The following is a 25,919-nucleotide window of genomic DNA, read 5'->3' as shown; positions in this document are numbered from 1 at the left end:
GAATTTTATCCAATGGGTTAATTTATACTTTTTTAATCACATAAGTTACCATTCCCCAAATGATTAATTGGTTTTCTTCGGTAACTAAAATGGGTTTGTAGCTGGGATTTTCGGGTAGTAAATACATACAATCCTTCTCTACTTGAATGCGTTTTACGGTAAATTCACCGTCAACACAGCAAATTGCAATTTTATTGTTTTTGGGTTCCAAACTTCGGTCAACGACCAATACATCTTTGTCATTGATACCTGCATCAATCATAGAGTTGCCTTTGACTTTGATGTAAAAAGTAGCCAAAGGATTTTCGCTCAATTCTTTGTTTAAATCAATGTTGGTTTCCATAAAATCTGCTGCCGGCGAAGGAAATCCTGCCGAAACACCCTCATTGATATACGGTATTCTTAGTTCACTGTCAAAGTCTGGACGGAAGAAAGTGAGTTTTTGTTTTGTGTTTACAGACATTGTATTTCGAGTATTTCTTTAAACCTTGTAGTGTATTTTGGGGACAAATAATTTTGATTCATATTCCAAGTCAGACTCAAATTTTGAGTAGCCAATTTGACTTTGGTCGTTCCAATTTTGCGATTGAGCTGATCGATAGTTTGCATCAAAGCCAAATGTTTGGGGTTTTCCTCTTCGAACAAGTGCAATTGTTTTTTGTTTTCGTCAATCAATTCGGTGACAATTACCCCCGCTTTTTTAAACGTAATGCCTTCGTTTCCCTGATGTAATTCTTTCAGTATTTGGATGGCTGCATTGGAAATAGTTAGTGTCGAATTGCTTCCGTAAGGTAATGTTATGGCTTTGTTGAAATAGTATTTTGAGGCAGTAACCGAATGCTTGTCAATGACTAACATCACGATAACGGTATGGCAACACGAATGTTGTTTGCGTAATTTTTCGGCACAAACTGCTGCAAAAGTAGCGATGCGCTCTCTAAGTAAATCAAATGCTGCGATCTGTTTTGGAAAGCTTCTTGTGGTGGCAATGCTCTTTTTTTGGACAACAACAGGTTCTAAATCCAGCACCGATTTGCCTTCTAATTCCTGTTTTAATCTAAGGCCAACAACGCCCATTTCTTTCTTAATCCAAGCTTCGTGTTGTGGTTGTATAAAATCCAGTGCTGTTTGTATGTTGCGCAGTTTGGCTTTTTTGGTCGTGCGATACCCAATGCCCCAAACGTCTTCAATTTTGGTCCATTTTAAGGCTTTGATGCGTTTTTCTTCGGAGTCAATAACATAGACGCCTTTGGTGCGCTCTTGAAATTTTTTAGCAATTTTATTCGCAACTTTTGATAGAGCTTTGGTTTCGGCAAAGCCAATGCAAACCGGTATTCCTACCCATTTTTGTATGCGGTTTTTCATTTGAATTCCGTAGCTGTGGTAGTCCTCAATCGAAAGTCCATCAAAATTCATGAATGCTTCGTCTATGCTGTATATTTCAATATTCGGGGTGAACTGATTCAAAATATTCATCACTCGATTACTCAAATCGCCGTACAAAGGATAATTCGAAGAAAAGACAGCTACTTCTTTCTCTTTGATCAAGTCTTTGATTTGAAAGGCAGGTGCGCCCATAGGAATGCCAATAGCTTTAGCTTCGTTACTTCTAGAAATCACACAACCATCGTTATTGGATAATATCACAACCGGTTTTCCGTTGAGTTTCGGCTGAAAAACACGTTCGCAAGAAGCATAGAAATTATTGCAATCAACTAAAGCATACATGAAGCGAATTTACAACATTCGTGTGGCTGTATGTTGCTAACGATAGTTAATTTTTTGTGGCTGTTGATAAGTTACAATCACTCCTTTTAGGCGTGAAAATTATCCAACCAATTGGGGTCGCTCATTTGTTTTTGAATCCTTTCGATGTCGCCAAACGTAGTCACCAAAGCGTCGTTGTTGTTGCTGTCGACCAAATCTTTTTGAAAAGCGCCGCCTTTTTGAATGATGTATTCGGCCATTTGTTGACCAATGACTTGCATCAAATCAAAACGATTAATATCGGCCATATCAATTGAGTTCAAGATGGAATAATCTACATCGTGCAACCATTTTGAAGGATATTTTTTGGGGTCTAATCCGTCGGTGTTCGGTATTTTTTTGATAGAGAGAGGGTCTAATGAAATTTGGAATCGGCGAAAATCAATAATTTTATTAATTATTGGAGAGCGTAAGGTGTTTACTTGCATAGCGCTGGAATCTTGACCCATTTGTGTCATAAGCCATTCCAGCCAAAAGGTAATATCCAGCCCCTTGATTTTGAGAGTTGCATCGGGTTGTACAAACTGTCTGGAGATTCCGGTGCCAAAACTGAAAATGCATAATTTGGTGATATCATAAGCAGAATCTTTTTCTTTGCCTTTGGGAAAGCTATAGGAAATGGCTTCCATAAATCCAGCAAGAACAGGATTGTTGTAGGTAGTCGTTCCACCATCTACAAAACGCTCTAGTGGATTGAAATAAGTAGGAGCACTCATAGTGGCTTCGAGTACGGCACGGAGTAATACGTCTTTGTAGGTACCATAATAGCTACCGTCTTTTTGCTTGAAACAACTAAAAAAAGTCTCTTCAGAAGCGGTCATATCGTGCGCCGTAATCATCAAATCAATATCGGTTTTGGCACAACTTTCGGCTAAAGTAGTATTTTGAATTTCTTTAAAAAGTAACTTTCGGTAATTGCCTTTTAGGTATTTTGGCGGATTTACAAAACGGTCTCCCAAAGGTTTTTTGTCAAATACTTCTTCGATTAATGTACTGTATTTCTCTTCTATCGCTGCTGCGGTATAGCCAGAAGCTATGAGTCCCGCGATGATGCCTCCAGTAGAAGTTCCTGAAACCATATCAAACAATTCAAAACATGGAATTCCAGCGGTTTCTTCTAATTTTTTGAGCAGTTGAAGGGTTAAAATTCCTCTCATCCCGCCACCATCTAAGCATAAAATTGCTCTTTTGTTGGGGTTGATGTTGAGTGTTTCAAAGGCCTTTTTTCTTGAGGTTGGCATTTTTGATCCGTTTACTTTTGCCATTGTGGTTGGTTTGGTTAATAGATAGGATTAGAGCGATATAAAAATACTCAAAAAATGATTTTTTTATATTTCATTTCCAACAATTTGATCCATAACCCAGTTGGTATGAGTAGCTGTTGCTCCCGTTGAGGGATGTTGTGAACGACCTAATAAGTGCTCTCTCATTTGTTGTACATGATACAGTTGAATGTTTTCAGGGTGTGCTATTTCGTGTGCTGTTGTGCTTTCTGATGTTGTGAGTAGAATAGGGTCGTTTTCAAAAATCGAAAAAACAATTTTGCCCTCGCTTCCAAAAATTTCTACTTTGTCTTCTCGTTTTAAAGTGCCAAAATTCCAACAACCACTTCCAGTTATACCTGATTGATGGAGCCAGCAAGCTGTTGCGGCATCTTTTGCGGTGTATAGCCCTTGTTGGTTGAGACTAATTCCCGAAACATTAGTTATGGTTCCAAAATAATGCACAAACAAATCCAATCCGTGACTGGCCAAATCATCAAAATAGCCTCCTGTAGCAATTTTACTATCAGTTCTCCAATTGTAATCTCCAGAAAGGTCTTGTGCTGAGGTGGGTTTGCTCAAATGCCAATGAAGGTGTCTAATGGTGCCAATTTTATGACTGTTTATCCATTCTTTTATTTGCTCAAATCTTGGCAAAGTACGTCTGTAATAGGCAACAAATAGAGGAATGTTTTTAGCAGCAAATGCTTCAGTGACGGCAACACAATCTTTATAGTTAGGCGCTAATGGTTTTTCTATGCAACAGGGTTTTCCGGCTTCGGCTACTTTTAGGCCATAGAATTTATGAACATCTGGTGGCGTTGCAATATAAACCGCATCTATTTCAGGGTCGTTGATTAGGGCATCAGCATCGGTGTAGTATTTGGCTATGCCATGTCTTTTGGCATAATCAGCCGCTTTTTCTTCATCACGTCGCATCACAGCTCCGATGGTAAAACCTTCTGTTTTTTGATAGGCGGGGCCACTTTTAATTTCGGTTACATTTCCGCAACCAATAATTCCCCAGCGGATTGTTTTATTTTTTATATCCATTGCCTTTTAATTGCATCCGTCTATGCCACAACAAGAATTAGCTGCTTCCGTGTTGATGCTAGTGTTTTCTACTTCTTCCCAAATTTGTTTCAAGGCATTCAAAAAAGTTTCAGGATATTGTGCTCCAGAAATGGCATATTTATTATTCAAAACAAAGAAAGGAACTCCTTGCACGCCTATGGCTTGTGCTTCTTGTTGGTCTTTTCTAACGGCATCACCAAACCTATCTGAGGAGAGAACTGAGTTTACGCTTTCTTCTTCCAGTCCAACTTCTTTCCCTAAAGTAGTTAGTACGGCAATGTTGTTGATGTCCAATCCGACGGTAAGATAGGCTTTGAATAACAACTCTTTTAACGAATCAGCGACTTCGTTTTCTTTGGCCAAATGCAACAAACGATGCGCATTATAGGAATTCGCCATTTTAGCTTTTTCAAAGTGAAAATCCAGACCTGCGTTTTTAGCATTCTGTGTCATATCATCTAGCATTTGTTGTGCCCAATCGGTATCTTTTCTGTACTTTTCTGCTAAATGTTCAACCAAACTATCTTCTTTCGTGGCAACGAAGTTAGCGTCTAATTGAAAACTTTTCCACTCTACAGTTACGGCATTTTTAAATTCGAATTGTGCAATGGCTGATTCTAGTCTTCGTTTTCCGATGTAACAAAACGGACACATAATATCAGACCAAATTTGTATGGTTATGGGTGATGACATCTTATTTTATTTAGTGATGCAAAAATAACTGATTTCAAAGCAAAGCTTCGTTTTTAAACTATTTATTACAAAAAAAAAACCGTCTCAAAAGTACATTGGAGACGGTTGTAATTTATATTGAATTCGGTTTTAAATCAAATCCATCACTAGGGAAGGGAAAAGTCCTAGCGCTATGTTTAATAACAATGAAACAATAGCCACAGCATAAATCAAAAATGGTTTTCCAGTTCTTGTTTCGTTTGGCTCTTTGCTGTACATCGCTAAAATTAATTTGAAATAGTACCCCACACTTATGATAGAGTTAATTACGGCAACAATTACGACAACTAAGTAACCAGCATCAATAGTTTGATTGAATAAAGCCAATTTAGCGAAGAAACCAGAAAAGATAGGAATACCTGCCATAGACAATAATGAACCCGTTAAAACAGCTGCCAATAGCGGATTGGTTTTACCTAAACCTTGGAAATTGGTAATGTCTTCGTTGTTTTGGTTTTTGCATACGTAAAGTAGCACGCTAAAAGCACCAATACCTGCCAACGAATATGCAGTAGCATAGTACAATAAACTTCCAGCAGAAGTTCCTACGCTTAACAAAGTCATAATCATAAAACCAGCGTGTGATATACCTGAAAAGGCCAACATACGTTTTACATTGCTTTGTTTTAATGCCATTATGTTACCTACTGTCATTGAAGCAATAGAAATAATAACAATCACCAATTGGAAGTTATAATTTAAATCGGCATTCAAAGCCGTTAGCAATTTAAATAAAGTAGCCATTGCTACAACCTTAGCTAAGGTACTCATAGTAGCAGTTGTCATAGATGGAGAACCTTCATAAACATCTGGTGCCCAAAAATGGAAAGGTACAGCTGCAATTTTAAATAACATTCCAATGGTTAATAGAACGATACCTATAGGGAACCAAATTGGTAACTCTGCAGATTGAGACATTTGACTGATTTCGGAAATATCAAAACTTCCCATAGCTCCGTAAACAAGACAAATACCAAAAAGAATGATACCCGAAGCAAAAGAACCCATCAAGAAGTATTTCATACCAGCTTCATTGCTTTTCAAGTTCATACGGTTACTCGCTGCAAGGATGTATAATGAAATAGATAAAACTTCAATGCCTAAAAAGAACATGGCTAAGTTGCCAAAAGAAACCATTGCAACAGCTCCAGATAATAAGAATATTTTTATGGCAATAAAATCAGATAATTTTGTCTGATGATTTTCGTAAAAATTATGGCTTAATGCGACTAAAAATATGGTAAGTACAATAAATAAACTCGAAAAAGTAACAGAGAAATTATTGACCGAAATCATATTGTTGTAATAAGAAGCAGGTGCATTGTAATCGGCAACGGTTAAGCCAAGTACACCTAATAATCCAATGATGGTTACAGGAATAATTGCTTTTCTGAAATCAAGAATTTCAAATAAAAGGCATAAAACACCTAATCCTATTATAGCTATTAATGTATTCATTTTTGATTTTTTGATTCAGGATTTTTGATTTAGGATTTTAAATGTAGCATTTAATTTCACTTTCTCAAAAGTCCTATTTTTTACTGTTATTTTTTTCTTTTATTGTTTTTATAGCTGCTGAAAAAATTGATACTAATTCATTTGCTTCTTTTATTAGTGAATCTAATACTATTTTATCACACGGTACTTCTAAACCCTTTATAAATTCTAACCAAAATAAACTTTCATCTGCTTCTTCATCTACAATTTTTAGTTTGTTTAAAAAGTCAGCATCTGATTTTCCTCTACAAACAGCTCTGTAATTCGCTGCAACCGATGATGATGATTTAAAAAGTTGAAAAGAGACTACATCATTTGCTTTTGTTTTCTCTAGACTCATTAAAAATTTAAAAACATCCAAAGCAAATTGTTTGGTTCTATTTTTAAGTTCCTCTTTTGTCATTTTTAAAAAATCCTAATTCCTAAATTATAAAATTCCTAAATCTTGTTGATTTGTGTTAAAATTTCTTCTAGACTTGGTGTGATTAAGTCTGTAATTGGTTTTGGATACAATCCAAAAAAGAACAGTACGGCAACTATACTTACTAACGTTATGGTTTCGCTTAATGAAAGAGGATAAAACGTTTTGGTATTCGTTTCACCAAGCATAACATATTGGAACATTTTAAGCATATAATAAGCTCCAAAAATAATGGTTGTACCACCTAATATTGCAAACCAAATATTGATTTGAGATAAGCTATACAAAACGGTGAATTCCCCAACAAAGTTGAAAGTAGTTGGTAAAGCAACAGAGGCCAAAACTAAAATTAAAAACAAAGAGGTAAATTTTGGTGCTAATGCACGAATACCACCCATTTCTGAAATGGCTCTTGTTTCATATCTTCTATAAATGATTTCAGCAGCAAAGAAAAGGCCTACCACTACAAATCCGTGAGCAATCATTTGTAAAACAGCTCCTCTAAATCCATCGATAGTTAAAGTGTAAGCACCAGCAGCGATTAACCCAACGTGAGCTAAGGAAGAATAAGCCAATAATTTTTTTAAATCCTTTTGTCTTAGCGCTACAATTGAGCCATAAACAACACCAGCAATACCGATAGCGATAAAAATTGGCATATATTCTTTAGCTGCAATTCTAGATAATGGTAATTGCCAACGCAGTACGCTGTACAATCCCATTTTTAGCATAATACCTGAAAGTAACATGGTACCAACAGTTGGTGCTTTTTGGTACACATTGGCTTGCCAAGTATGAAAAGGAATTAAAGGTATTTTGATAGCATAAGCTCCGAAGAAAGCTAGGAAAATCCATTTTTGTTCAGAAGCAGTTAAGTTTAATTTATATAAATCTTCTAGTAAAAAGCTTCCCGCTTGTTGGTACATATAAACAAAGGCAACCAACATAAACAAGGAACCTGCAAGTGTATAGATAAAGAATTTAACGACAGCTTTTTTGCGTTCCTCTGCATCACCATTACCCCAAACTAAAGCTATAAAGTAAATAGGTAATAAAGCCAATTCCCAAAAGATATAGTACAAAAGACCGTCTGAGGCTAAAAACGTACCCACCATCGCAAAAGCCATAAATAAAACTAAGGCATAAAATGATTTGGCATTTTTTAGGTCATTTCCAAAAGAAGAATAAATAATTATAGGAGTTAATGCAGTAGTTAATAAAAGCATAGCTAATGATAATCCATCTGCTTTTAGAGCAAAAACCACTTTAGGTTGATTAATCCAGTTCGCTATTAAACTAATGTTTTCAACGGCATTATACTGATTCAAAAGCACAATAGAGGCTCCAAATGTACCTAGTCCAAACAACAAGGCTACCTTTGAAGCGAGTTTGTCACCAGCCAAATAAGTGACTAAAGCGCCAATTAAAAGTAATAGTAATATAAGAGATACGTTCATAGTATGTGTGTATTATTGTGCTAAAAATAAAAAGGAAATAATCGCGCAAAGCCCTAAAACAAAAGCAAAAAGGTATAAACCTACACTTCCATTTTGTACTTTTCTTCCATAAAATCCTAATTCGTTAGTTACTTTTCCAAGACCAAAAACAAAGCTAGAAATACCTGTTTCAACATAATCTCTAAAGAAGCGAGACAAAGTATTAGTAGTTTTTACAAAAAGCGTATCATACAACTCATCTACATAATATTTGTTGTACACAACTTTTGTAAATCCAGTGATTTCAGCATCCGCTGGCGGAACTGTATCGTTTTTGATGTATTTGAAGTAAGCAATTGCAATACCTACAATTCCTCCAATTACTGCAATAGCCATTAAAGTATATTCTGTTGTACCCAAATGATGTTCAGCGGTTGCTAATTTTGGTAGTATTGGAATTAGATAATGGTTCAACCAGCTGTTTCCAGGCAAGCTTATCAATCCACCAAAAGTCGCTAGAATAGCTAATATAATCAACGGAACAGTAATCAAGGCTGGACTTTCGTGTAAGTGATGTTTTTGTTCTTCGGTTCCTCTAAATTCTTTGAAGAAAGTTAAGAAAAGCAAACGGAACATATAAAAAGCAGTCATAATAGACGCCACAGAACCAATTACCCATAAAGGAATGTTATGGTGAAAAGCAGTTAATAAAATCTCATCTTTAGAGAAAAACCCTGAAAACAAAGGAACACCTGAAATCGCTAGAGAAGATACCAACATCGTGATGAAAGTTACTGGCATAACTTTACGTAAACCACCCATATTGCGCATGTCTTGTTCCCCGTGTAAAGCATGAATAACAGAACCAGAACCTAAGAACAAACAAGCTTTGAAAAAGGCGTGAGTGATAACATGGAAAACGGCAACTTCATAAGCGCCTAATCCCAAAGCCAAGAACATTAATCCCAATTGAGAAACGGTAGAATATGCCAATACTTTTTTGATATCATTTTGTGCTAATCCAATAGTTGCTGCTACAAGAGATGTTATAGCACCTACTATTGCGATGATGTTTTGAACGTCAGGAGCTAAATCAAAGATGAAATTCAAACGAGTAATCATAAAGATACCCGCAGTTACCATCGTTGCAGCGTGAATCAAAGCCGAAACTGGCGTTGGTCCAGCCATCGCATCAGGTAACCAAGTGTATAACGGAATCTGTGCCGATTTACCACAAGCTCCAATAAATAGAGCAAAAGCAGCTACTGCAACAGCATATAAGTTGATTTCTGAAGCACCAGAAATAATAGTTTTCAAAGAAGTGTAATCTAAAGTATTGAATTGTCTTCCTAAAATAAAGATTCCAATTAATAAACCTAAGTCACCAATTCTATTCATAATGAAAGCTTTTTTGGCTGCATCATTGTAGTCTTGATTTTTATACCAAAAACCAATAAGTAAGTAGGAGCAAAGTCCAACGCCTTCCCATCCAATGAATAAAACCAATAAGTTACTTCCAATAACTAGAGTAATCATGAAAAACACAAACAGATTCAAATACGCAAAAAACTTGTGCATATTTTCATCATCGTGCATATAACTAATAGAGTATAAATGTATCAACGAACCAATACCCGTCACAAAAAGCAACCACAATACTGAAAGTTGGTCAATTAAAAAACCTAAATCAATTTTAAATGTTCCTATCTGAATCCAATCAAATAATGAAATTTGTATCGCTTCTTTTGAAGCTGAGAGACCACCAAAAAAGTAGCAAGCTCCAATAAAAGACACAAACACTGAAAGTGTGCCAAGAGTTCCAGAAACTGTTTTTCCTAAATTTTTTCCAAAAAACACATTGATTAAAAAGCCTACTAAAGGAGCTAGAACTAAGACTAATGCTATGTTGGTATTCATTTCCATTTATCCTTTTAAGTTTTTTAAATTATCGATACTAATCGACCCTAGATTTCTAAAAATAGAAACTAAAATCGCAAGTCCAACAGCTACTTCTGCTGCCGCTACCGCCATTGAGAAAAACACAAAAACTTGTCCTTGCGCATCTTGGTGATACGTAGAGAAAGCTACAAAGAGTAAATTCACAGCATTCAGCATAATCTCAATTGACATGAAAACAATGATGGCATTTCGTCTGTATAAAACTCCAAAGATGCCGATACAAAAAAGTATGACACTTAAAAAGATGTAGTTTTCGATACCAATCTGGTTTAAAATATTATTCATCTTACTTTTCTAATTTTTCTTTTTTAGACAATAGAACCGTTCCTATCATAGCTGTCAATAACAAAATAGAGGCGAATTCAAACGGAACCATATATTCGTTTAATAGAATTTTACCTAATACATTGATGGATTGGTAATCTTCACCAGTAGCTACATATTCTCCAACAATTGGTTTTGAATTGGTAAAAATGGCAATCAATACCAAGCATACTAAACAAAACGAAACAATGGCACCTAAGCGTGTAATTCTTGGTTTATGTACTTCATCTTCCTTATTCAAATTCATTAACATGATGGTAAATAAGAACAAAATCATAATCGCACCAGAGTAAACAATGATATGAACTATGGCTAAAAATTGAGCATTCAATAATAAATAATGACCTGCAATCGAGAAGAAACAAATCACTAAGTAAATAGCACTGTGTATTGGATTTCGGCTAAAAACCGTAAGAAAGGCACTGGCCAATGTAATAAAGCCTAACAGGCAAAAAACGAGGAGTACTGTAGACATTAGTTAGCGTTTTGAAGTTGAGTATTTTTAATCGCCATTTCTAAAGGCATTACCAATTTATCTTTTCCAAAAATAAAGTCTTCTCTGTCGTAATTAGCAGGAACTAATTCTTTTGAAAGGGTTAAATAAATAGCATCTTTAGGACAAGCCTCTTCGCACAAACCACAGAAAATACAACGCAACATATTGATTTCGTAGATTTCGGCATATTTTTCTTCACGATACAAGTGTTTTTCATCTGGTTTGCGTTCTGCAGCTTTCATCGTAATGGCTTCAGCAGGACATGACAAAGCACATAATCCACACGCAGTACAGTTTTCTCTACCTTGTTCATCTCTTTTCAACATGTGCTGTCCTCTGTAAACCGGACTCATAGTACGCACTTGTTCTGGGTAATGAATCGTGGCTTTCTTTTTAAAGAAGTGTTGGATTGTAATGATTAAACCTTTTACAATCGCCACAAGATACATACGCTCCAAAAAGGTCATCTCCTTATTGGAAACCATCTTTTTTCTACCCGATAATGATATAGTTTCTATTGACATTTTTTGTTTTTATTTAAAGCTAATCCTGCTATCCGCTATATCTTTTATTTTTTAAAGGAAAAAATAAAAGGATGCCGCTACTATCAGGGCTAGGGCTCTTCGTAATTAAATTAGAATCCTAAATAAGCAGCAATATCTGCTCTCAAAATAACAATTCCAGTAATGATAATATTGATAATCGAAAGTGGAATCAAAATTCTCCAACCTAAATGCATCAATTGGTCGTATCTAAATCTTGGTATCGTCCATCTTACCCACATGTAGAAAAAGATGAATCCGAATATTTTTGCAAATAAAACAACTATTCCGATAATATTACCAATATTCACTCCCCAGTTTTCAACAGCATACGCCATTCCTGGATAATTGTAGCCACCAAAGAACAAAATAGACAATATAGTCGATGAGATAAACATATTAGCATATTCAGCAAATAAGTAGAATCCCATTTTCATAGAAGAATATTCCGTGTGGTAACCACCAATCAATTCGCTCTCACATTCTGGTAAGTCAAATGGTGTACGGTTACTTTCTGCAAAAGCGCAAATCAAAAAGATTAAGAACGATAATGGTTGATAAAACACATTCCAGTTCATTCCTGCTTGTTGAGCTGAAATTTCTCTTAAACTCAAAGTTCCTGTCATCATCAATAAAGCAATCATGGATAATCCCATAGCAACTTCATAAGAAACCATTTGTGAGGCTGCACGAACAGCTCCCATCAATGAGAATTTATTATTAGAAGCCCATCCACCAATCATAATTCCGTATACTCCAATTGAAACTACTCCAAAAAAGTATAAAAGGCCAATATTGATATCTGTAGCTTGTAGTAAAATGTCTTTTCCAAAAAGATGCAAACGGTCGCCCCAAGGAATAACAGCACTTGTCATTAAAGCAGTTCCCATCGCAATGCCAGGACCTACAAAAAACAAAAAGCGGTTTGGTGTATTAGGTTCAAATTCTTCTTTAGCAAAAAGTTTCAAACCATCAGCCAAAGGTTGAAATAAACCACCCCATCCAGCTCTGTTGGGTCCAACACGGTCTTGTAAAAATGCTGCAACTTTACGTTCTGCCCATGTAGAATACATAGCCACAAGCATAGTAATTGCAAATACAACTACGATTACAACACTTTTTTCTATTATAAAAGTACTATCCATTTTTGTTCGAATCTATTAAGTTGCCATCAATTTTTTCATTGTAATCAATCTCAGCCATACTGATTTTTTTACGGTCTTGAGCTCTACCTAATAAGATGTTTTCTTCTGTATTGATGATTACTTTTTCGGTTTTAGTGTAATTGTTTTGGTTGATTACAGAGTCTTTTTCAAACACTCTTGGTCCTTCAATTACCCAATCATTTACATCTTTCTTATCAAAACGACAAGTGTTGCAAATAAAGTCTTCTACTTCGTGGTACTCGTCTTTTCTTCCAGTCACACGTTGAATTTCGCCACCAAACATCCAAACGGTAGTTTTACCACAACATCCTGGAGTAGTACATTCTCTGTGTGCATTAAAAGGTTTGTTAAACCAAACTCTCGATTTGAAACGGAAGGTTTTATCAGTCAATGCTCCAACAGGACATACATCAATCATGTTTCCTGAGAATTCATTGTCAATCGCTTTAGAAATACAAGTTGAGATATTAGCATGGTCACCTCTGTCTAATACACCGTGTACGCGATTGTCTGTTAGTTGGTCGGCAACTTGTACGCATCTTTGGCACAAAATGCAACGATTCATATGTAGTTGAATATTTGGACCAATATTTTCAGGTTCAAATGTTCTTTTTTCTTCAATATAACGAGTTTGTGATTTCCCGTGTTCAAAGCTTAAGTTCTGTAAATCACATTCTCCTGCTTGGTCACATATTGGACAATCCAATGGGTGGTTGATGAGTAAAAACTCCGTTACCGCTTTTCTAGCTTCGGTAACTCTTTCAGAAGATTTGCTGTTTACTTCCATTCCGTCCATACAGCCTGTTACACAAGAGGCCATTAATTTTGGCATGGGTCTTGGGTCAGCTTCACTTCCTTTGGATACTTCAACTAAACAACAACGGCATTTACCACCGCTTCCTTTTAGTTTAGAATAATAACACATCGCTGGCGGAACTACATCTCCACCAATCATACGAGCGGCTTGAAGGATGGTTGTTCCTGGTTCTACTTCTATGGACTGACCGTCTATTGTTACTTTCATTTTTTTTGGTCTTAATGTCAAAAAAATACTTTTTTGATTTTTTAACTTTTAACTATAAGGTTACTTTACCAACTAAGTGCTTAACCTGTTCAAAAGGTTCTGCAACAAAATGATCTCTGTTTTTTATTTTTTCTGGGAAACGAATATGGTATTCAAATTCGTCTCTAAAATGGCGAATAGCAGCAGCTACTGGCCAAGAAGCCGCATCACCTAATGGACAAATAGTGTTTCCTTCGATTTTGCTCTGAATACTCAACAACAAATCAATATCTTCTTCGCGTCCGTGTCCGTTTTCGATACGGTGCAATACTTTTTCTAACCAACCCGTACCTTCACGGCAAGGTGTACATTGACCACAACTTTCATGGTGGTAGAAACGAGAAAAATTCCAAGTATTTCTAACAATACAACTAGTGTCATTATATACGATGAATCCACCAGAACCTAACATAGAACCCGTAGCAAAACCACCATCGCTCAATGACTCATACGTCATCAATCGGTCTTCACCTGCAGCGGTTTTATAGATTAAGTTAGCTGGCAAAATTGGCACCGAACTTCCTCCTGGTACAAATGCTTTCAAAGGACGGTCAGAGCTCATTCCTCCTAAATATTCATCAGAATTCATGAATTCGTATACGCTTAATCCTAGTTCTATTTCATAAACTCCTGGATTTTTGATATGTCCAGAAGCTGAGATTAGTTTTGTTCCTGTAGATCTTCCTACACCTATTTTAGCATAATCAGCTCCTGAATTGTTTACAATCCAAGGCACTGCAGCAATAGTTTCCACATTGTTAACTACGGTTGGATTAGCCCAAAGACCAGAAACCGCAGGGAAAGGTGGTTTGATACGTGGATTACCACGTTTTCCTTCTAAAGATTCAATAAGAGCAGTTTCTTCTCCACAAATATAAGCTCCACCACCACAATGAACGTGTAGCTCTAAATCGTAGCCTGTTCCTAATATGTTTTTTCCTAACCATCCTGCCGCTTTTGCTTCAGCAATGGCTCTTTCTAAAATTTTGTAAACCCACATGTATTCTCCACGAATGTAGATGTAAGAACGATTAGCGCCTAGTGCATAACTAGAAGTAATCATCCCTTCAATTAACAAGTGAGGAATATATTCCATTAAGAAACGATCTTTGAAGGTTCCTGGCTCAGATTCGTCAGCATTACAAACTAAATGACGTGGTTTACCTGATTTTTTATCGATAAAACTCCACTTCATACCCGCTGGGAATCCCGCTCCACCACGACCTCTAAGTCCAGAAGTTTTTACTTCCTCAACTACTTCGTCAGGTGTTAATGTTTTTAAAGCTTTCTCCACAGAAGCGTAGCCTCCATTCGCACGATAGACTTCGTAGGTTTTTATTCCTGGAATATTGATTTTGTCTAATAATATTTTTTGTGACATCTTATTTATCGTGTAATATTATTTTATTATCTCGGCAATCCGTAATGATTTGATCGATTTTTTCTTCAGTCAAATGTTCTTTGTAGAAGTCACCTAGTTGCATCATTGGCGCATAACCACAAGCTCCCAAACATTCTACACCTCTTACTTCAAACAATCCATCAGCAGTTGGTTCTCCAACTTTAACACCTAATTTATCACAAGTGTAGTCCATTAAATTTTCTACACCATTCAAGCAACAAGGCGAAGTTTGGCAAAATTCAAACATGTATTTCCCAACAGGTCTTTGATTGAACATGGTGTAAAAAGTAACCACCTCATAGACTTCAATGGGTTTGATGTGAAGAATTTCAGCTACTTTATTCTGTAGTTCAATGCTTAACCAATTGTCATGAGCATCTTGAACTTCATGCAAAACAGGCAATAGTGCTGATTTTCTTTTGTCTTCAGGATAATGACTGATTAGTTCATTGATGCGTTCCATCAATGCTTCAGTCATGTTTATTTCTTGATTGTAATGTTTTCTTTCCATAAGCCCCACCCCAGCCCTCCCCAAAGGGAAGGGAGCCGAGTTATAAATTAATTATTGAAAATATGAATTCATTTTATTTCTGTTTCTAATTCCCCCTTTGGGGGTTTAGGGGGCTTTTAAGCATCTAGCTCACCCGCAATTACATTTAAACTTGATAATATTACTATCGCATCTGAAAGCATAGAGCCTTTAATCATTTCTGGATAGGCTTGATAATAAATAAAACAAGGCCTACGGAAATGCAAACGATACGGTGTTCTACTTCCGTCTGATACTAAATAGAATCCAATTTCTCCATTGGCTCCTTCCACCGGATGGTATACTTCTCCAACAGGAACCGGAACTTCACCCATAACAATCTTGAAATGATAAATCAAAGATTCCATAGTAGTGTACACATCTTCTTTTGGAGGCAAATAATATTCAGGAACATCAGCATGGTATTCATTACAAGCTGGCATTTTGGCTAAGGCTTGTTTGATGATGCTTAAACTTTCCCAAACTTCTGCATTACGTACACAAAAACGGTCGTAAGTATCACCTGATTTTCCTACTGGTACAATAAAGTCAAAGTCTTCGTAAGAAGAATAAGGTTGCGCCACACGAACATCATAATCTACACCTGCAGCACGTAAATTTGGACCCGTAAATCCATAAGCCAAAGCTTTTTCGGCAGTAATAGCGCCTACATTTACGGTTCTATCAATAAAGATTCTGTTTCTTTCGAATAAGTTTTCAAATTCTTTCCAAGCAACTGGAAATTCTTCTAAGAATACATCTAATTTACGGAAAGCTTCTGGTGACCAATCTCTTTCGAAACCGCCAATTCTTCCCATATTGGTAGTTAAACGTGCACCACAAATTTCTTCGTAGATTTCGTATATTTTTTCACGGAATTGAAAGACATACAAGAAACCTGTATAGGCTCCAGTATCTACTCCTAAAATCGAGTTACAAATTAAGTGGTCGGCAATACGTGCCAATTCCATTACAATGACTCTTAAGTATTGTGCTCTTTTGGGTACTTCAACACCTAATAATTTTTCTAATGTCATCCACCATCCTAAATTGTTGATAGGAGACGAGCAATAGTTCATACGGTCTGTAAGTGGCGTAATTTGATAAAACGGACGATTTTCGGCTATTTTTTCGAATGCTCTATGGATGTATCCAATGGTTGGTTCAGCTTCTAATATTTTTTCTCCATCCATCAATAAGATGTTTTGAAAAATACCGTGAGTAGCTGGGTGAGTAGGGCCTAAATTCAGAATCGAAAGTTCACTTCCGTCTTCATTATGACGCTCTTTGATGATTTTAGCATAGCGATGCTCTGGTGGTAATAATAGTTCTGACATTTATCTAATGTGAAAAATTATAAGTTCTTTTTTTAGCAATTCGAAGGTGTTCTTCCGAAGAATCGGTCATCTTTGTCTGTTCTTCCACTGTCTTCCATTGGGAATTCTTTACGCATTGGGAAAGAAACCATTTCGTCCATATTCAAAATTCGTTTCAATTGTGGATGACCGATGAAGTTGATTCCAAAGAAATCATAGGTTTCACGTTCCATCCAATTGGCACAAAGAAATATATTAGCAATAGATTTTACTTCTGGTTGTGAACCGTTCAAAAAGGTTTTGATTCGGATGCGCTTGTTTTCATACCAATTGTGCATGTGATAAACTACAGCAAATTGTCTTTCTTCTTCATTGTCTGGATAATGAACCCCGCATAAATCGGTTAAGAAGTGAAAACGTAATTGTGGGTCATTTTTTAAGAAAAGAATTACAGCAGTAATTACATCAGCTGAAACTTCAAATGAAAAAATGTCTCTATCTTGATTGAATTGAAAAACAGCGGTTCCAAAAGTGGCTACCAATTTTTCTTGTATTTCGGTTGTTTCTAATGCCATCTTTTATTTGATATTATAAGAAGCTAATAATTCTTGGTATTCTGGGGAGCTTCTTCTTCTAACCGATTCGTTTTTTACGATTTCTTGTAGTTTCATAACACCCTCAACTATTTGTTCTGGTCTAGGAGGACATCCTGGAACGTAAACATCAACTGGGATTATCTTGTCAATTCCTTGAAGTACTGAGTACGTGTCGAAGATTCCGCCCGAAGAGGCACAAGCACCAACAGCAATAACCCATCTTGGTTCAGACATTTGTTCGTATACTTGACGTAAAATTGGACCCATTTTTTTTGAAATAGTTCCCATAACCATCAACATATCTGCTTGTCTTGGAGAGAAACTTACTCTTTCAGAGCCAAAACGTGCTAAGTCATAATGAGAAGCCATGGTAGCCATAAATTCGATACCACAACAAGAAGTAGCAAACGGTAAAGGCCATAATGAATTGGCTCTTGCTAATCCCACAACATCATTCAATTTGGTTGCAAAAAAACCTTCACCAACTACTCCTTCTGGAGGAGCGACCATTTTTGTGTTAGAATCTGTCATAATTGATATAGTATTCAATTTCTATTATTTATTCCCACTCAAGGGCTTTCTTTTTGATAATATAGAAAAAACCAACTAGTAACAAAAGCATAAAAATAATCATTTTTATCATACCTTCGATACCTAACTCCTTGAAATTGATGGCCCAAGGATATAAAAAGATAACCTCGACATCAAATAAAACGAAAAGAATAGCTACTAGGAAGTATTTTACAGAAAAAGGAATTCTTGCATTACCTACAGATTCAATACCACACTCGAAGTTTTTATCCTTGTTGGCAGAATTTCTTTTTGGTCCTAATTTACCAGAAATAATGATGATTGCGGTTACAAATCCTACGGCTAGAAGTAATTGCATAAGGATCGGAACGAAGTTGATTTGTTCGGTTTGCATAGTTGTTTTTTTTCTTGCTTAAACAAGTTACAAAGATAGGTTGCAAGGATTTAAAACACAAGTGAAATGCCTGAATTCACTTCTAAACGTTTGTTAATCCTCGCTAATTTTTAATGATTATAAATAAAAATTATAATTATTTCTTAATTTTCGTGTATGGCAAAAAAAAACGCTTCGATAAATTTCGAAGCGTTTTGCCATTCTGTAAAAAATACTGTTATATTTTTTAGCCTAAAACTACTACTTGAGCAGCAACTTTACCTTTTCTTCCTTCTTCTTCTTCATAGCTTACTCGGTCTCCTTCGCGTAATTCTTCCGCTTTGATTCCTGATGCATGAACAAAAATGTCTTTTCCTGTTTCTTCGTCTGTAATGAATCCGTAACCTTTAGATTCATTGAAAAATTTAACTGTACCTGTACGCATTGTAATAATAATAATAATTTATAATATGACAAATGTAATCTTTAATATAATACAAAAATGAATACCGTCATATTTTTTTTTCAAAAATATTGATATACAGTCTATTCAGGGATTATTTTGAATTTAATTGAATGTGTAATTCGTTTAATTGAGAATCATCAATTGTCGATGGTGCGTCGATCATTACGTCTCTACCAGAATTGTTTTTTGGGAAAGCAATAAAATCACGAATGGTTTCTTGTCCACCCAAAATAGCTACTAATCTATCTAATCCAAAAGCTAAACCGCCATGAGGTGGTGCTCCAAATTGAAACGCATCCATTAAGAATCCGAATTGTGCTTTGGCTTCTTCTTCTGTGAATCCTAAGTACTTAAACATTAATTGTTGTGTTGCTTTATCGTGAATACGAATAGAGCCTCCTCCAATTTCGTTACCGTTCAAAACCATATCATAAGCATTGGCTCTTACTTTTCCAGGATTGGTTTCAAGCAAATGCAAGTCTTCTGGTTTTGGTGAAGTAAAAGGATGGTGCATCGCATGGTAGCGTCCGCTTTCTTCATCAAATTCTAATAAAGGAAAATCAACTACCCAAAGAGGAGCAAACTCAGCTGGATTTCTCAAGCCTAATCTTGTTGCCAATTCCATACGTAAGGCTGAAAGTTGCGCTCTTGTTTTATCGGCAGGACCAGAAAGAATTAACATTAAATCGCCAGGTTTTGAACTCATCTTTTTTGCCCATACCTCTAAATCTGCTTTAGAAAAGAATTTATCAACCGATGATTTTAAACTTCCATCTGCCTCATATTTACAATAAATCATTCCGGTAGCACCCACTTGAGGACGTTTTACCCAATCAATTAATTCATCAATTTGTTTTCTGGTATAATTGGCACAACCCTCCACGTTAATTCCAACGACCAATTCTGAATTATCAAACACAGGAAAACCTTTCGGTTCGAATGTTCCCCCTTCGGGGGTTAGGGGGCAAAACTCCATGCCAAAACGAATGTCTGGTTTGTCGTTTCCGTAGGTTTTCATAGCATGTTCGTAAGTCATTCTTGGGAATTTGTCTACTTCGATGCCTTTTAATTCTTTTAATAAATGACGAGTAAGTCCTTCAAAAACATTTAAAATGTCTTCTTGTTCTACAAATGCCATTTCACAATCGATTTGTGTAAACTCAGGTTGTCTATCGGCACGTAAATCTTCGTCGCGGAAACATTTTACAATCTGAAAGTATTTATCCATGCCGCCCACCATCAATAATTGTTTGAAGGTTTGTGGAGATTGTGGTAAAGCATAAAATTGTCCTTCATTCATTCGAGAAGGAACTACGAAATCTCTCGCGCCTTCTGGAGTAGATTTTATTAAATAAGGAGTTTCCACTTCGCAAAAAGCTAAATCAGAAAGGTATTTGCGCACTTCCATTGCCACTTTGTGACGGAAAAGCAAACTATTTTTTACTGGATTTCTTCGAATGTCTAAGTAACGGTATTTCATTCGAATGTCTTCGCCGCCATCTGTTTCATCTTCTATAGTAAATGGAGGAGTTAAAGCCGCATTTAAAATCGTTAATTCTGTTACTAAAATTTCGATATCACCTGTTGGGATGTTCTTGTTTTTGGCTTCACGTTCAATAACAGTTCCTTTGACCTGAATTACAAACTCTCTTCCTAAGGTTTTGGCTAATTCAAAAACAGATTTTTCGGTACGACTTTCGTCAAAAATCAATTGCGTAATGCCGTAACGGTCTCTTAGGTCAACCCAATTCATGAATCCTTTATCACGAGATTTTTGAACCCATCCCGCTAGCGTTACTTCTTGATTACTATGTGAGGCGTTCAATTCGCCACAATTATGACTTCTATACATGTTCCAAATTTTAGACTGCAAAAGTAAACACAAAAATTAAATTAACGCCAAAACTTTGCAACATCCTTTTCATTTTTAAAAATATGTTAATTTTTTATTTTGCTTGTTTTTTTACTCCTATTTTTGAGGTGCATTAACACAAAAAACAACTTTATGAAAAAACTATGTATTGTGGCTCTTTTGGCTTTGGGAATACACGGAAGTCAGGCACAAAAAAAAGAAGCTTTTACCCTTCAAGCGGAAATTGCAAATCGAAATAGTGATACCATTCGTATCTTAAATAGAAACAATGGAAAAGAACTTTTAAAAATTGGGGTTGACAAGAAAGGCCTTTTCAAAGGAAGTGCTGCTGTTGAAAAAGGGTTCTATATGTTATATGATGGCAAAGAATACACACAATTGTATTTGAAAAACAATTTCAACTTGAAATTAAAAATGGATGCCAAACAATTTGATGAATCAATTGTTTACACAGGAGTGGGGGCAGTAGAGAATAATTTCTTGGCTCAAAGTGCTGTTTCAGAATCTAAATTTGATTACAATGCTCTTTTGGCAGCCAGCGAAGCAGACTTCGCAAAGCGTATCGAGGAGAAAAAAGCGGCTGATTTGGCTAGTTTAGAAGGTAAAAAATTAGATCCCGAATTTGTTGCGTTGCAAAAGCAAAGTATCGATATGAATCTGGCTTCTTTAAAAAAGTACCATCAGCAAATAGTGGAGAGTAATAAAATGAATGGTTCACCTTCTCCAACTTTTGATTATGATAATTATAAAGGAGGAAAAACAAAGCTAGAAGACTTTAGAGGTAAATACGTTTATATTGATGTTTGGGCAACTTGGTGTGGTCCTTGTCGTCAAGAAATTCCGTTTTTGAAAAAAGCAGAAGAAAAATACCACAACAAGAATATCGTTTTTGTGAGTATTTCGATTGATAAAGTAAAAGATTTAGAAAAATGGAAAACGATGGTCAAAGAAAAAGAACTAGGAGGCGTTCAAGTTTTTGCTGACAATGATTGGAATTCTAAGTTTGTACAAGATTATAATATTACCGGTATTCCAAGATTTATTTTGGTTGATCCGAATGGAAATATTGTAAAAGCGGATGCGCCGCGACCATCTTCTGAGGAATTAACCGCATTATTGGATACAGTTTTAAAGTAGTTTTAAATAGCAAATAATACAAAATCAGGCATTTATGTCTGATTTTTTTTATGTTTTAAATTTCCAATGTTAAGCTTTTGTCTAATGTTATGAAATTGTTACCAAAAAGTTTTTTTAATGTAAAGTATTTTATACTTTTGAGAAAGTAAAATATAAATCATTAAAAACTAACGATATGAAAAGATTTTTAATCACACTAGCATTGGTGTTCTCAGGAATGATATATGCACAAGACGCTAAACCAGTTTTAGAGCCTTTTGGAAAAAAAGTAAAAGCTACTTATTTCTATGATAATGGACAAGTACAACAAGAAGGCTTTTTCGAAAATGGTAAGTTAGAAGGGTACTGGGTTTCTTATAATGAAGATGGAACCAAAAAAGCTTCTGGATTTTACAAAGAAGGTGTAAAAGTAGGAAAATGGTTTTTCTGGAAAGATGTAAACTTAAATGAAGTAGATTATTCCAATAATGCTATTGCAGCAGTTAAAACTTGGAAACAAGAAGCAATCGCGGTTAAGAATTAATTCTCTTTTAGTTAATTTAAAAAAGGGCGTCTAAAAAAAATTAGACGCCCTTTTTTGTTAAACAAATTAAAACTAAAAACAAACTGAATTATTGCTACATTACAAAAAGTATCTGTAGATAAATACGATTTGAAAGTATTCCTGCAAAGTCTTACTAAGGACTTTGCAGGTTTTTTTATTATAAGATTAGCTAATACCTAACAAGTATAAAATGAATTCTTACAGATAAAGTAGTAAATGGAATTCAACTTACGAAGTTATAGCGTGTGTTTTGGATTGACACCATCTTCACTCAATTCTTTGTGTTCATACTCTTCGGTCATTAAAGCATTATAATCCGTTTTTTCTTCTTTGCTAAACTTATGGATGATTTTTTCCATGATTTCATAAATCACTGGAACAATAATCAAAGTCAAGAACAACGAACTGATTAATCCCCCAATAATTACCCAGGCTAATCCATTTTTCCATTCCGCACCAGCACCAGAAGCTAAGGCAATTGGGAACATACCAAAAACCATCGCAATGGTTGTCATCAAGATAGGACGTAAACGAGCATGGTTGGCTTGAATTAATGCCGTACGAATGGTTTCGCCAGCAGCTCTTCTTTGGTTGGTATAGTCGACAAGCATAATGGCATTTTTACAAACCAAACCAATCAACATAATGATTCCCAAAATGGTAAATATATTCAACGAATTGTTAGTCAAAGCTAAGGCTAGCATGGCTCCAATAAACGAAAGTGGAATAGCAAATAATACCACAAATGGATGTACAAAACTGTCATACAGCCCTACCATAACCAAGTAAACCAAAATAATAGCAGCCAATAAAGCAACTCCTAAAGTTCCAAAACCTTCACTTTGATTTTCTTGATCACCACCCCAAATGTAATTTACCCCAACAGGTTTTTCTAATTTATCTAATCTTTCTTGCCATTGAGTAACGATAGTTCCTGAAGGCACCCCTACGTTTTGTCCTTGAACAGTTACTGAGGCTGTTTTGTCTCTACGCTCTAATTGGCTTGGTCCAGAACCTTCTGTAATGGTAGCAAATTGTGATAATTTTATTTGTTGACCAGCGCTATTTACAAAGATTAGGTTACTTACATCGGTAATATCTTTTCTATCGAAAGCATTATACTTGATGTTGATGTCATATTCATATTCTCCTGCTCTAAATTTACCATCGGTATTTCCGCTGTAGGCGGTTTGCATGGTTAACCCTACTGTTTGTAGCGTCAAGCCTAAAGCTGCCATTTTATCACGATCTACTTTAACGTTAACCTCGGGATTCCCATCTTCAACCGTTAATTTGATTTCGGTGGTTCCTGGGATTTTTCTTAATTCAGCTTCGGCCAGTTTAGCAAATTTCATCGCACTTTCTACATTCGATCCTGTAACAATAAGGCCAAGTTTTGCATCTTCAGCAGTTCCTAAAATCCCTACGGGTACTGTTTTCACTTTTGAGCCCACCAAGACTTTTTCTAATTGGCGTTTGATTTTTGCCGCATAAACCGAAGCGTCGTCTTTACGATCTTTTTGATCAATCATTTTTACGTCAATCTCAGCTTTGTAGGCAGTAGCTTGAGAAGCTCCCATACCTTCAGAGGTTTGTCCTACAGTTGTAATTTGAGATTTTACATATTCTTGTTTTTTTAAATACGCCTCTGCTTTTTGGGTCATAAAGTTGGTTTGTTCTAGCGAAGCATCTTTTGGCATTTCTATTTGTACCAAAAACTCCCCACTATCAGATGAAGCAAAAAATTCCCCACCAATAAAACCACCACCTAATAATCCAATGGTTGATGCAAAAAATAGAACTACAACTACTCCAATGGTTTTGATATAATGATTCAAACACCACTCTAGGATTCCAGTCACCCAATTCGTGAATTTGGTAAGCATGCTTTCGAAAGCTAAAATCGTTTTTCCGAAAAGATTATTTCCTTGAATATGTTCTAATTTTCCAAATCTTGAAGACAACCAAGGAATAATTGTAAATGAAGCCAAAAGGGATAACAAAGTAGAAATAACTACCGTCATACAGAATTGAGTAATAATATTAGATACCAAACCAGTACTCATAGCGATAGGTAAAAATACTACCACAATAACCAATGTAATTGAGGTTACTGTTCCTCCGATTTCTGCGGTTCCGTCGTAGGCTGCACGAACACGGTTTTTCCCCATTTCCATGTGCCTATAAATATTCTCGAGAACCACTATGGCATCATCGACCAGAATACCCACAACAAGAGATAAACCTAATAAACTCATTAAGTTTAGCGTATACCCTAATAGATAGATTCCAATAAAAGTTGCAATTAAGGATGCCGGAATAGAAACCATTACAATCAATGAGTTTCTAACACTATGCAAGAAGAACAACATTACTAAGGCTACTAAAATTACCGCAATCAATAAATCATGAATTACAGAATCTGCAGCTTCTAAGGTGAATACCGTACTATCTTTTGCAATTTCTAATTTTAATTCATTGCTTTTGTACTCGCTTTCTAGATCCTTTATTGTTTTTACCAGCAATTCACTTACGGCTACTGCATTGGCATCGGATTGTTTTACAATTTGAAGTACGATCGCGCTTTTTTGATCTACACGAGCTACTTTTTCGGCAATTTTTTGAGTATCTTGTACATCAGCAATATCTTTTAAACGAATTTGAATTCCGTTTTGTGATGAGATGACTAGATTTCGTAATTCCTCTACATTTTTGTATTTACCTGCTAAACGAATTAATATCTTTTGTTCACGCGTTTGGATGTTTCCAGTAGGGAAGTCTAAGTTGGATGTTAAAATCATTTGTTGTACTTGTGGTACAGACAAATTGTATCCTTGCATTTTTACTGCGTCTAGATTTACTTGTACTTCACGTTCTTGACCTCCAATGATGTTTACTTGGGCTACCCCTTCGACACGCGATAATATGGGGGCGATTTTTTTATCAATTAAATCATAAAACGCAGCCTCGTCCATTTTTCCATTGGCACCAATGGTCATAATTGGTAAGTCACTCAAAGAGAATTTTGTTAACGATGGCGGATCAGCATCGTCTGGTAAATCACTTAAAACGGCATTGATTTTTCGTTGGGCATCATTCATCGAAATGTCAACATCAGCATTAGAGGTTAATGTGATGGATACTATCGAAAGACTTTCATACGACTTGGAATCAATTTTTTTGATGTTTTCAATTGAAGCTATTGCATCTTCAATTTTTTTGGTCACGGTGTTTTCTACTTCACTAGGAGAAGCTCCAGGATAGACTGTAGAAACGGTGATTACGTTGGTTTCAAATTTTGGAATCAATTCGTAGCCCAATTGGCTGTAACTGAATAGCCCACCAAGAATTAGGATTGTAAACAATACAATCACTAATGACGGACGTTTTATGGATATTTCTGCTAATTTCAT

The 25,919-nt window shown here is 35.8% G+C and carries 25 protein-coding genes; 2 read left to right on the top strand and 23 right to left on the bottom strand.

The genetic code is table 11. From position 1 onward, the window contains the following. Positions 1 to 22 precede the first annotated feature (22 nt). From umuD to aspS, 22 genes are all read right to left on the bottom strand, one after another. Entirely contained in the window at positions 23 to 463 is a 441-nt protein-coding gene (gene umuD, locus O9307_RS10235) for a translesion error-prone DNA polymerase V autoproteolytic subunit (RefSeq protein ID WP_298298636.1), read from the bottom strand. Then, complete coding sequence (locus O9307_RS10230) at positions 454 to 1,728, bottom strand: Y-family DNA polymerase (protein ID WP_298298634.1); 1,275 nt, start codon at positions 1,726 to 1,728, stop codon at positions 454 to 456. The genes umuD and O9307_RS10230 overlap by 10 nt, the downstream gene beginning before the upstream one ends. A gap of 86 nt (positions 1,729 to 1,814) precedes the next feature. After that, the gene (locus tag O9307_RS10225; protein WP_298298631.1) at positions 1,815 to 3,032 is read right to left on the bottom strand and encodes a patatin-like phospholipase family protein; all 1,218 of its coding nucleotides are present in this window, start codon (positions 3,030 to 3,032) and stop codon (positions 1,815 to 1,817) included. Positions 3,033 to 3,095: 63 nt separating this feature from the next. Then, complete coding sequence (locus O9307_RS10220) at positions 3,096 to 4,082, bottom strand: Gfo/Idh/MocA family oxidoreductase (protein ID WP_298298629.1); 987 nt, start codon at positions 4,080 to 4,082, stop codon at positions 3,096 to 3,098. Between the two features lie 6 nt (positions 4,083 to 4,088). After that, positions 4,089 to 4,796: a DsbA family oxidoreductase gene (locus tag O9307_RS10215; RefSeq protein WP_298298626.1), complete on the bottom strand. Its 708-nt coding sequence runs from the start codon at positions 4,794 to 4,796 to the stop codon at positions 4,089 to 4,091. Positions 4,797 to 4,925: 129 nt separating this feature from the next. After that, positions 4,926 to 6,293 (bottom strand): NADH-quinone oxidoreductase subunit N, encoded by a 1,368-nt coding sequence (locus O9307_RS10210; protein WP_298298623.1) that lies wholly within the window; start codon positions 6,291 to 6,293, stop codon positions 4,926 to 4,928. A gap of 73 nt (positions 6,294 to 6,366) precedes the next feature. Next, positions 6,367 to 6,735, bottom strand: coding sequence for a four helix bundle protein (locus tag O9307_RS10205; RefSeq protein WP_298298620.1), 369 nt, complete (start codon positions 6,733 to 6,735; stop codon positions 6,367 to 6,369). Between the two features lie 35 nt (positions 6,736 to 6,770). Beyond that, entirely contained in the window at positions 6,771 to 8,210 is a 1,440-nt protein-coding gene (locus tag O9307_RS10200) for an NADH-quinone oxidoreductase subunit M (RefSeq protein WP_298298617.1), read from the bottom strand. Between the two features lie 12 nt (positions 8,211 to 8,222). Next, complete coding sequence (gene nuoL / locus O9307_RS10195; RefSeq protein ID WP_298298614.1) at positions 8,223 to 10,106, bottom strand: NADH-quinone oxidoreductase subunit L; 1,884 nt, start codon at positions 10,104 to 10,106, stop codon at positions 8,223 to 8,225. A gap of 6 nt (positions 10,107 to 10,112) precedes the next feature. Next, positions 10,113 to 10,433, bottom strand: coding sequence for an NADH-quinone oxidoreductase subunit NuoK (gene nuoK, locus O9307_RS10190; RefSeq protein ID WP_064715342.1), 321 nt, complete (start codon positions 10,431 to 10,433; stop codon positions 10,113 to 10,115). 1 nt (position 10,434) lies between these two features. Continuing rightward, positions 10,435 to 10,947: an NADH-quinone oxidoreductase subunit J gene (locus O9307_RS10185; RefSeq protein ID WP_064715343.1), complete on the bottom strand. Its 513-nt coding sequence runs from the start codon at positions 10,945 to 10,947 to the stop codon at positions 10,435 to 10,437. Continuing rightward, positions 10,947 to 11,492: an NADH-quinone oxidoreductase subunit I gene (locus tag O9307_RS10180; protein ID WP_298298607.1), complete on the bottom strand. Its 546-nt coding sequence runs from the start codon at positions 11,490 to 11,492 to the stop codon at positions 10,947 to 10,949. Before O9307_RS10180 ends, O9307_RS10185 begins: the two co-directional genes overlap by 1 nt. A 110-nt stretch (positions 11,493 to 11,602) precedes the next feature. Then, positions 11,603 to 12,655 (bottom strand): NADH-quinone oxidoreductase subunit NuoH, encoded by a 1,053-nt coding sequence (gene nuoH / locus O9307_RS10175; protein ID WP_064715345.1) that lies wholly within the window; start codon positions 12,653 to 12,655, stop codon positions 11,603 to 11,605. Further along, positions 12,648 to 13,700, bottom strand: coding sequence for a 2Fe-2S iron-sulfur cluster-binding protein (locus O9307_RS10170; RefSeq protein ID WP_298298603.1), 1,053 nt, complete (start codon positions 13,698 to 13,700; stop codon positions 12,648 to 12,650). Before O9307_RS10170 ends, nuoH begins: the two co-directional genes overlap by 8 nt. 52 nt (positions 13,701 to 13,752) lie before the next feature. Continuing rightward, positions 13,753 to 15,120 carry an NADH-quinone oxidoreductase subunit NuoF gene (gene nuoF, locus O9307_RS10165; RefSeq protein WP_298298600.1) on the bottom strand — a complete coding sequence of 456 codons (1,368 nt, stop codon included), beginning with the start codon at positions 15,118 to 15,120 and terminating at the stop codon, positions 13,753 to 13,755. A 1-nt stretch (position 15,121) separates the two neighbouring features. Next, positions 15,122 to 15,652, bottom strand: a complete 531-nt coding sequence (locus O9307_RS10160) for an NAD(P)H-dependent oxidoreductase subunit E (protein WP_298298597.1) — start codon at positions 15,650 to 15,652, stop codon at positions 15,122 to 15,124. A 116-nt stretch (positions 15,653 to 15,768) separates the two neighbouring features. Further along, on the bottom strand, positions 15,769 to 17,007 hold the full coding sequence (locus tag O9307_RS10155) for an NADH-quinone oxidoreductase subunit D (protein ID WP_298298594.1): 1,239 nt from the start codon (positions 17,005 to 17,007) through the stop codon (positions 15,769 to 15,771). Positions 17,008 to 17,039: 32 nt separating this feature from the next. Continuing rightward, positions 17,040 to 17,561, bottom strand: a complete 522-nt coding sequence (locus O9307_RS10150) for an NADH-quinone oxidoreductase subunit C (RefSeq protein ID WP_298298591.1) — start codon at positions 17,559 to 17,561, stop codon at positions 17,040 to 17,042. 3 nt (positions 17,562 to 17,564) lie between these two features. Next, positions 17,565 to 18,113, bottom strand: coding sequence for an NADH-quinone oxidoreductase subunit B (locus O9307_RS10145; protein WP_298298660.1), 549 nt, complete (start codon positions 18,111 to 18,113; stop codon positions 17,565 to 17,567). Between the two features lie 28 nt (positions 18,114 to 18,141). Continuing rightward, positions 18,142 to 18,507: an NADH-quinone oxidoreductase subunit A gene (locus O9307_RS10140; RefSeq protein ID WP_298298588.1), complete on the bottom strand. Its 366-nt coding sequence runs from the start codon at positions 18,505 to 18,507 to the stop codon at positions 18,142 to 18,144. Positions 18,508 to 18,733: 226 nt separating this feature from the next. Continuing rightward, positions 18,734 to 18,931, bottom strand: coding sequence for a cold shock domain-containing protein (locus O9307_RS10135; RefSeq protein WP_298298585.1), 198 nt, complete (start codon positions 18,929 to 18,931; stop codon positions 18,734 to 18,736). Between the two features lie 112 nt (positions 18,932 to 19,043). Then, positions 19,044 to 20,804, bottom strand: a complete 1,761-nt coding sequence (gene aspS, locus O9307_RS10130; RefSeq protein ID WP_298298582.1) for an aspartate--tRNA ligase — start codon at positions 20,802 to 20,804, stop codon at positions 19,044 to 19,046. Positions 20,805 to 20,957: 153 nt separating this feature from the next. Here aspS and O9307_RS10125 point away from each other — a divergent pair, with 153 nt between their 5' ends. Together O9307_RS10125 and O9307_RS10120 are read left to right on the top strand one after the other, a co-directional pair. Further along, positions 20,958 to 21,962, top strand: a complete 1,005-nt coding sequence (locus tag O9307_RS10125; RefSeq protein ID WP_298298580.1) for a TlpA disulfide reductase family protein — start codon at positions 20,958 to 20,960, stop codon at positions 21,960 to 21,962. 175 nt (positions 21,963 to 22,137) lie between these two features. Further along, the gene (locus O9307_RS10120) at positions 22,138 to 22,485 is read left to right on the top strand and encodes a membrane-binding protein (protein WP_298298577.1); all 348 of its coding nucleotides are present in this window, start codon (positions 22,138 to 22,140) and stop codon (positions 22,483 to 22,485) included. Between the two features lie 257 nt (positions 22,486 to 22,742). Here the strand turns inward: O9307_RS10120 and O9307_RS10115 are convergent, their stop codons facing one another. Continuing rightward, on the bottom strand, positions 22,743 to 25,919 hold the full coding sequence (locus tag O9307_RS10115; RefSeq protein WP_298298574.1) for an efflux RND transporter permease subunit: 3,177 nt from the start codon (positions 25,917 to 25,919) through the stop codon (positions 22,743 to 22,745).

Source organism: Flavobacterium sp. (assembly GCF_027531905.1).
Classification (GTDB): domain Bacteria; phylum Bacteroidota; class Bacteroidia; order Flavobacteriales; family Flavobacteriaceae; genus Flavobacterium.
The sequence above is the reverse complement of the archived record's forward strand: the minus strand, read 5'-3'. Positions and strand labels throughout refer to the sequence as shown.

What these genes read in the sequence shown, in the direction of transcription:
- umuD (WP_298298636.1), bottom strand. Translation starts at nt 463, where the DNA reads ATGTCTGTAAACACAAAACAAAAACTCACTTTCTTCCGTCCAGACTTT.
- O9307_RS10230 (WP_298298634.1), bottom strand. Translation starts at nt 1,728, where the DNA reads ATGTATGCTTTAGTTGATTGCAATAATTTCTATGCTTCTTGCGAACGT.
- O9307_RS10225 (WP_298298631.1), bottom strand. Translation starts at nt 3,032, where the DNA reads ATGGCAAAAGTAAACGGATCAAAAATGCCAACCTCAAGAAAAAAGGCC.
- O9307_RS10220 (WP_298298629.1), bottom strand. Translation starts at nt 4,082, where the DNA reads ATGGATATAAAAAATAAAACAATCCGCTGGGGAATTATTGGTTGCGGA.
- O9307_RS10215 (WP_298298626.1), bottom strand. Translation starts at nt 4,796, where the DNA reads ATGTCATCACCCATAACCATACAAATTTGGTCTGATATTATGTGTCCG.
- O9307_RS10210 (WP_298298623.1), bottom strand. Translation starts at nt 6,293, where the DNA reads ATGAATACATTAATAGCTATAATAGGATTAGGTGTTTTATGCCTTTTA.
- O9307_RS10205 (WP_298298620.1), bottom strand. Translation starts at nt 6,735, where the DNA reads ATGACAAAAGAGGAACTTAAAAATAGAACCAAACAATTTGCTTTGGAT.
- O9307_RS10200 (WP_298298617.1), bottom strand. Translation starts at nt 8,210, where the DNA reads ATGAACGTATCTCTTATATTACTATTACTTTTAATTGGCGCTTTAGTC.
- nuoL (WP_298298614.1), bottom strand. Translation starts at nt 10,106, where the DNA reads ATGAATACCAACATAGCATTAGTCTTAGTTCTAGCTCCTTTAGTAGGC.
- nuoK (WP_064715342.1), bottom strand. Translation starts at nt 10,433, where the DNA reads ATGAATAATATTTTAAACCAGATTGGTATCGAAAACTACATCTTTTTA.
- O9307_RS10185 (WP_064715343.1), bottom strand. Translation starts at nt 10,947, where the DNA reads ATGTCTACAGTACTCCTCGTTTTTTGCCTGTTAGGCTTTATTACATTG.
- O9307_RS10180 (WP_298298607.1), bottom strand. Translation starts at nt 11,492, where the DNA reads ATGTCAATAGAAACTATATCATTATCGGGTAGAAAAAAGATGGTTTCC.
- nuoH (WP_064715345.1), bottom strand. Translation starts at nt 12,655, where the DNA reads ATGGATAGTACTTTTATAATAGAAAAAAGTGTTGTAATCGTAGTTGTA.
- O9307_RS10170 (WP_298298603.1), bottom strand. Translation starts at nt 13,700, where the DNA reads ATGAAAGTAACAATAGACGGTCAGTCCATAGAAGTAGAACCAGGAACA.
- nuoF (WP_298298600.1), bottom strand. Translation starts at nt 15,120, where the DNA reads ATGTCACAAAAAATATTATTAGACAAAATCAATATTCCAGGAATAAAA.
- O9307_RS10160 (WP_298298597.1), bottom strand. Translation starts at nt 15,652, where the DNA reads ATGGAAAGAAAACATTACAATCAAGAAATAAACATGACTGAAGCATTG.
- O9307_RS10155 (WP_298298594.1), bottom strand. Translation starts at nt 17,007, where the DNA reads ATGTCAGAACTATTATTACCACCAGAGCATCGCTATGCTAAAATCATC.
- O9307_RS10150 (WP_298298591.1), bottom strand. Translation starts at nt 17,561, where the DNA reads ATGGCATTAGAAACAACCGAAATACAAGAAAAATTGGTAGCCACTTTT.
- O9307_RS10145 (WP_298298660.1), bottom strand. Translation starts at nt 18,113, where the DNA reads ATGACAGATTCTAACACAAAAATGGTCGCTCCTCCAGAAGGAGTAGTT.
- O9307_RS10140 (WP_298298588.1), bottom strand. Translation starts at nt 18,507, where the DNA reads ATGCAAACCGAACAAATCAACTTCGTTCCGATCCTTATGCAATTACTT.
- O9307_RS10135 (WP_298298585.1), bottom strand. Translation starts at nt 18,931, where the DNA reads ATGCGTACAGGTACAGTTAAATTTTTCAATGAATCTAAAGGTTACGGA.
- aspS (WP_298298582.1), bottom strand. Translation starts at nt 20,804, where the DNA reads ATGTATAGAAGTCATAATTGTGGCGAATTGAACGCCTCACATAGTAAT.
- O9307_RS10125 (WP_298298580.1), top strand. Translation starts at nt 20,958, where the DNA reads ATGAAAAAACTATGTATTGTGGCTCTTTTGGCTTTGGGAATACACGGA.
- O9307_RS10120 (WP_298298577.1), top strand. Translation starts at nt 22,138, where the DNA reads ATGAAAAGATTTTTAATCACACTAGCATTGGTGTTCTCAGGAATGATA.
- O9307_RS10115 (WP_298298574.1), bottom strand. Translation starts at nt 25,919, where the DNA reads ATGAAATTAGCAGAAATATCCATAAAACGTCCGTCATTAGTGATTGTA.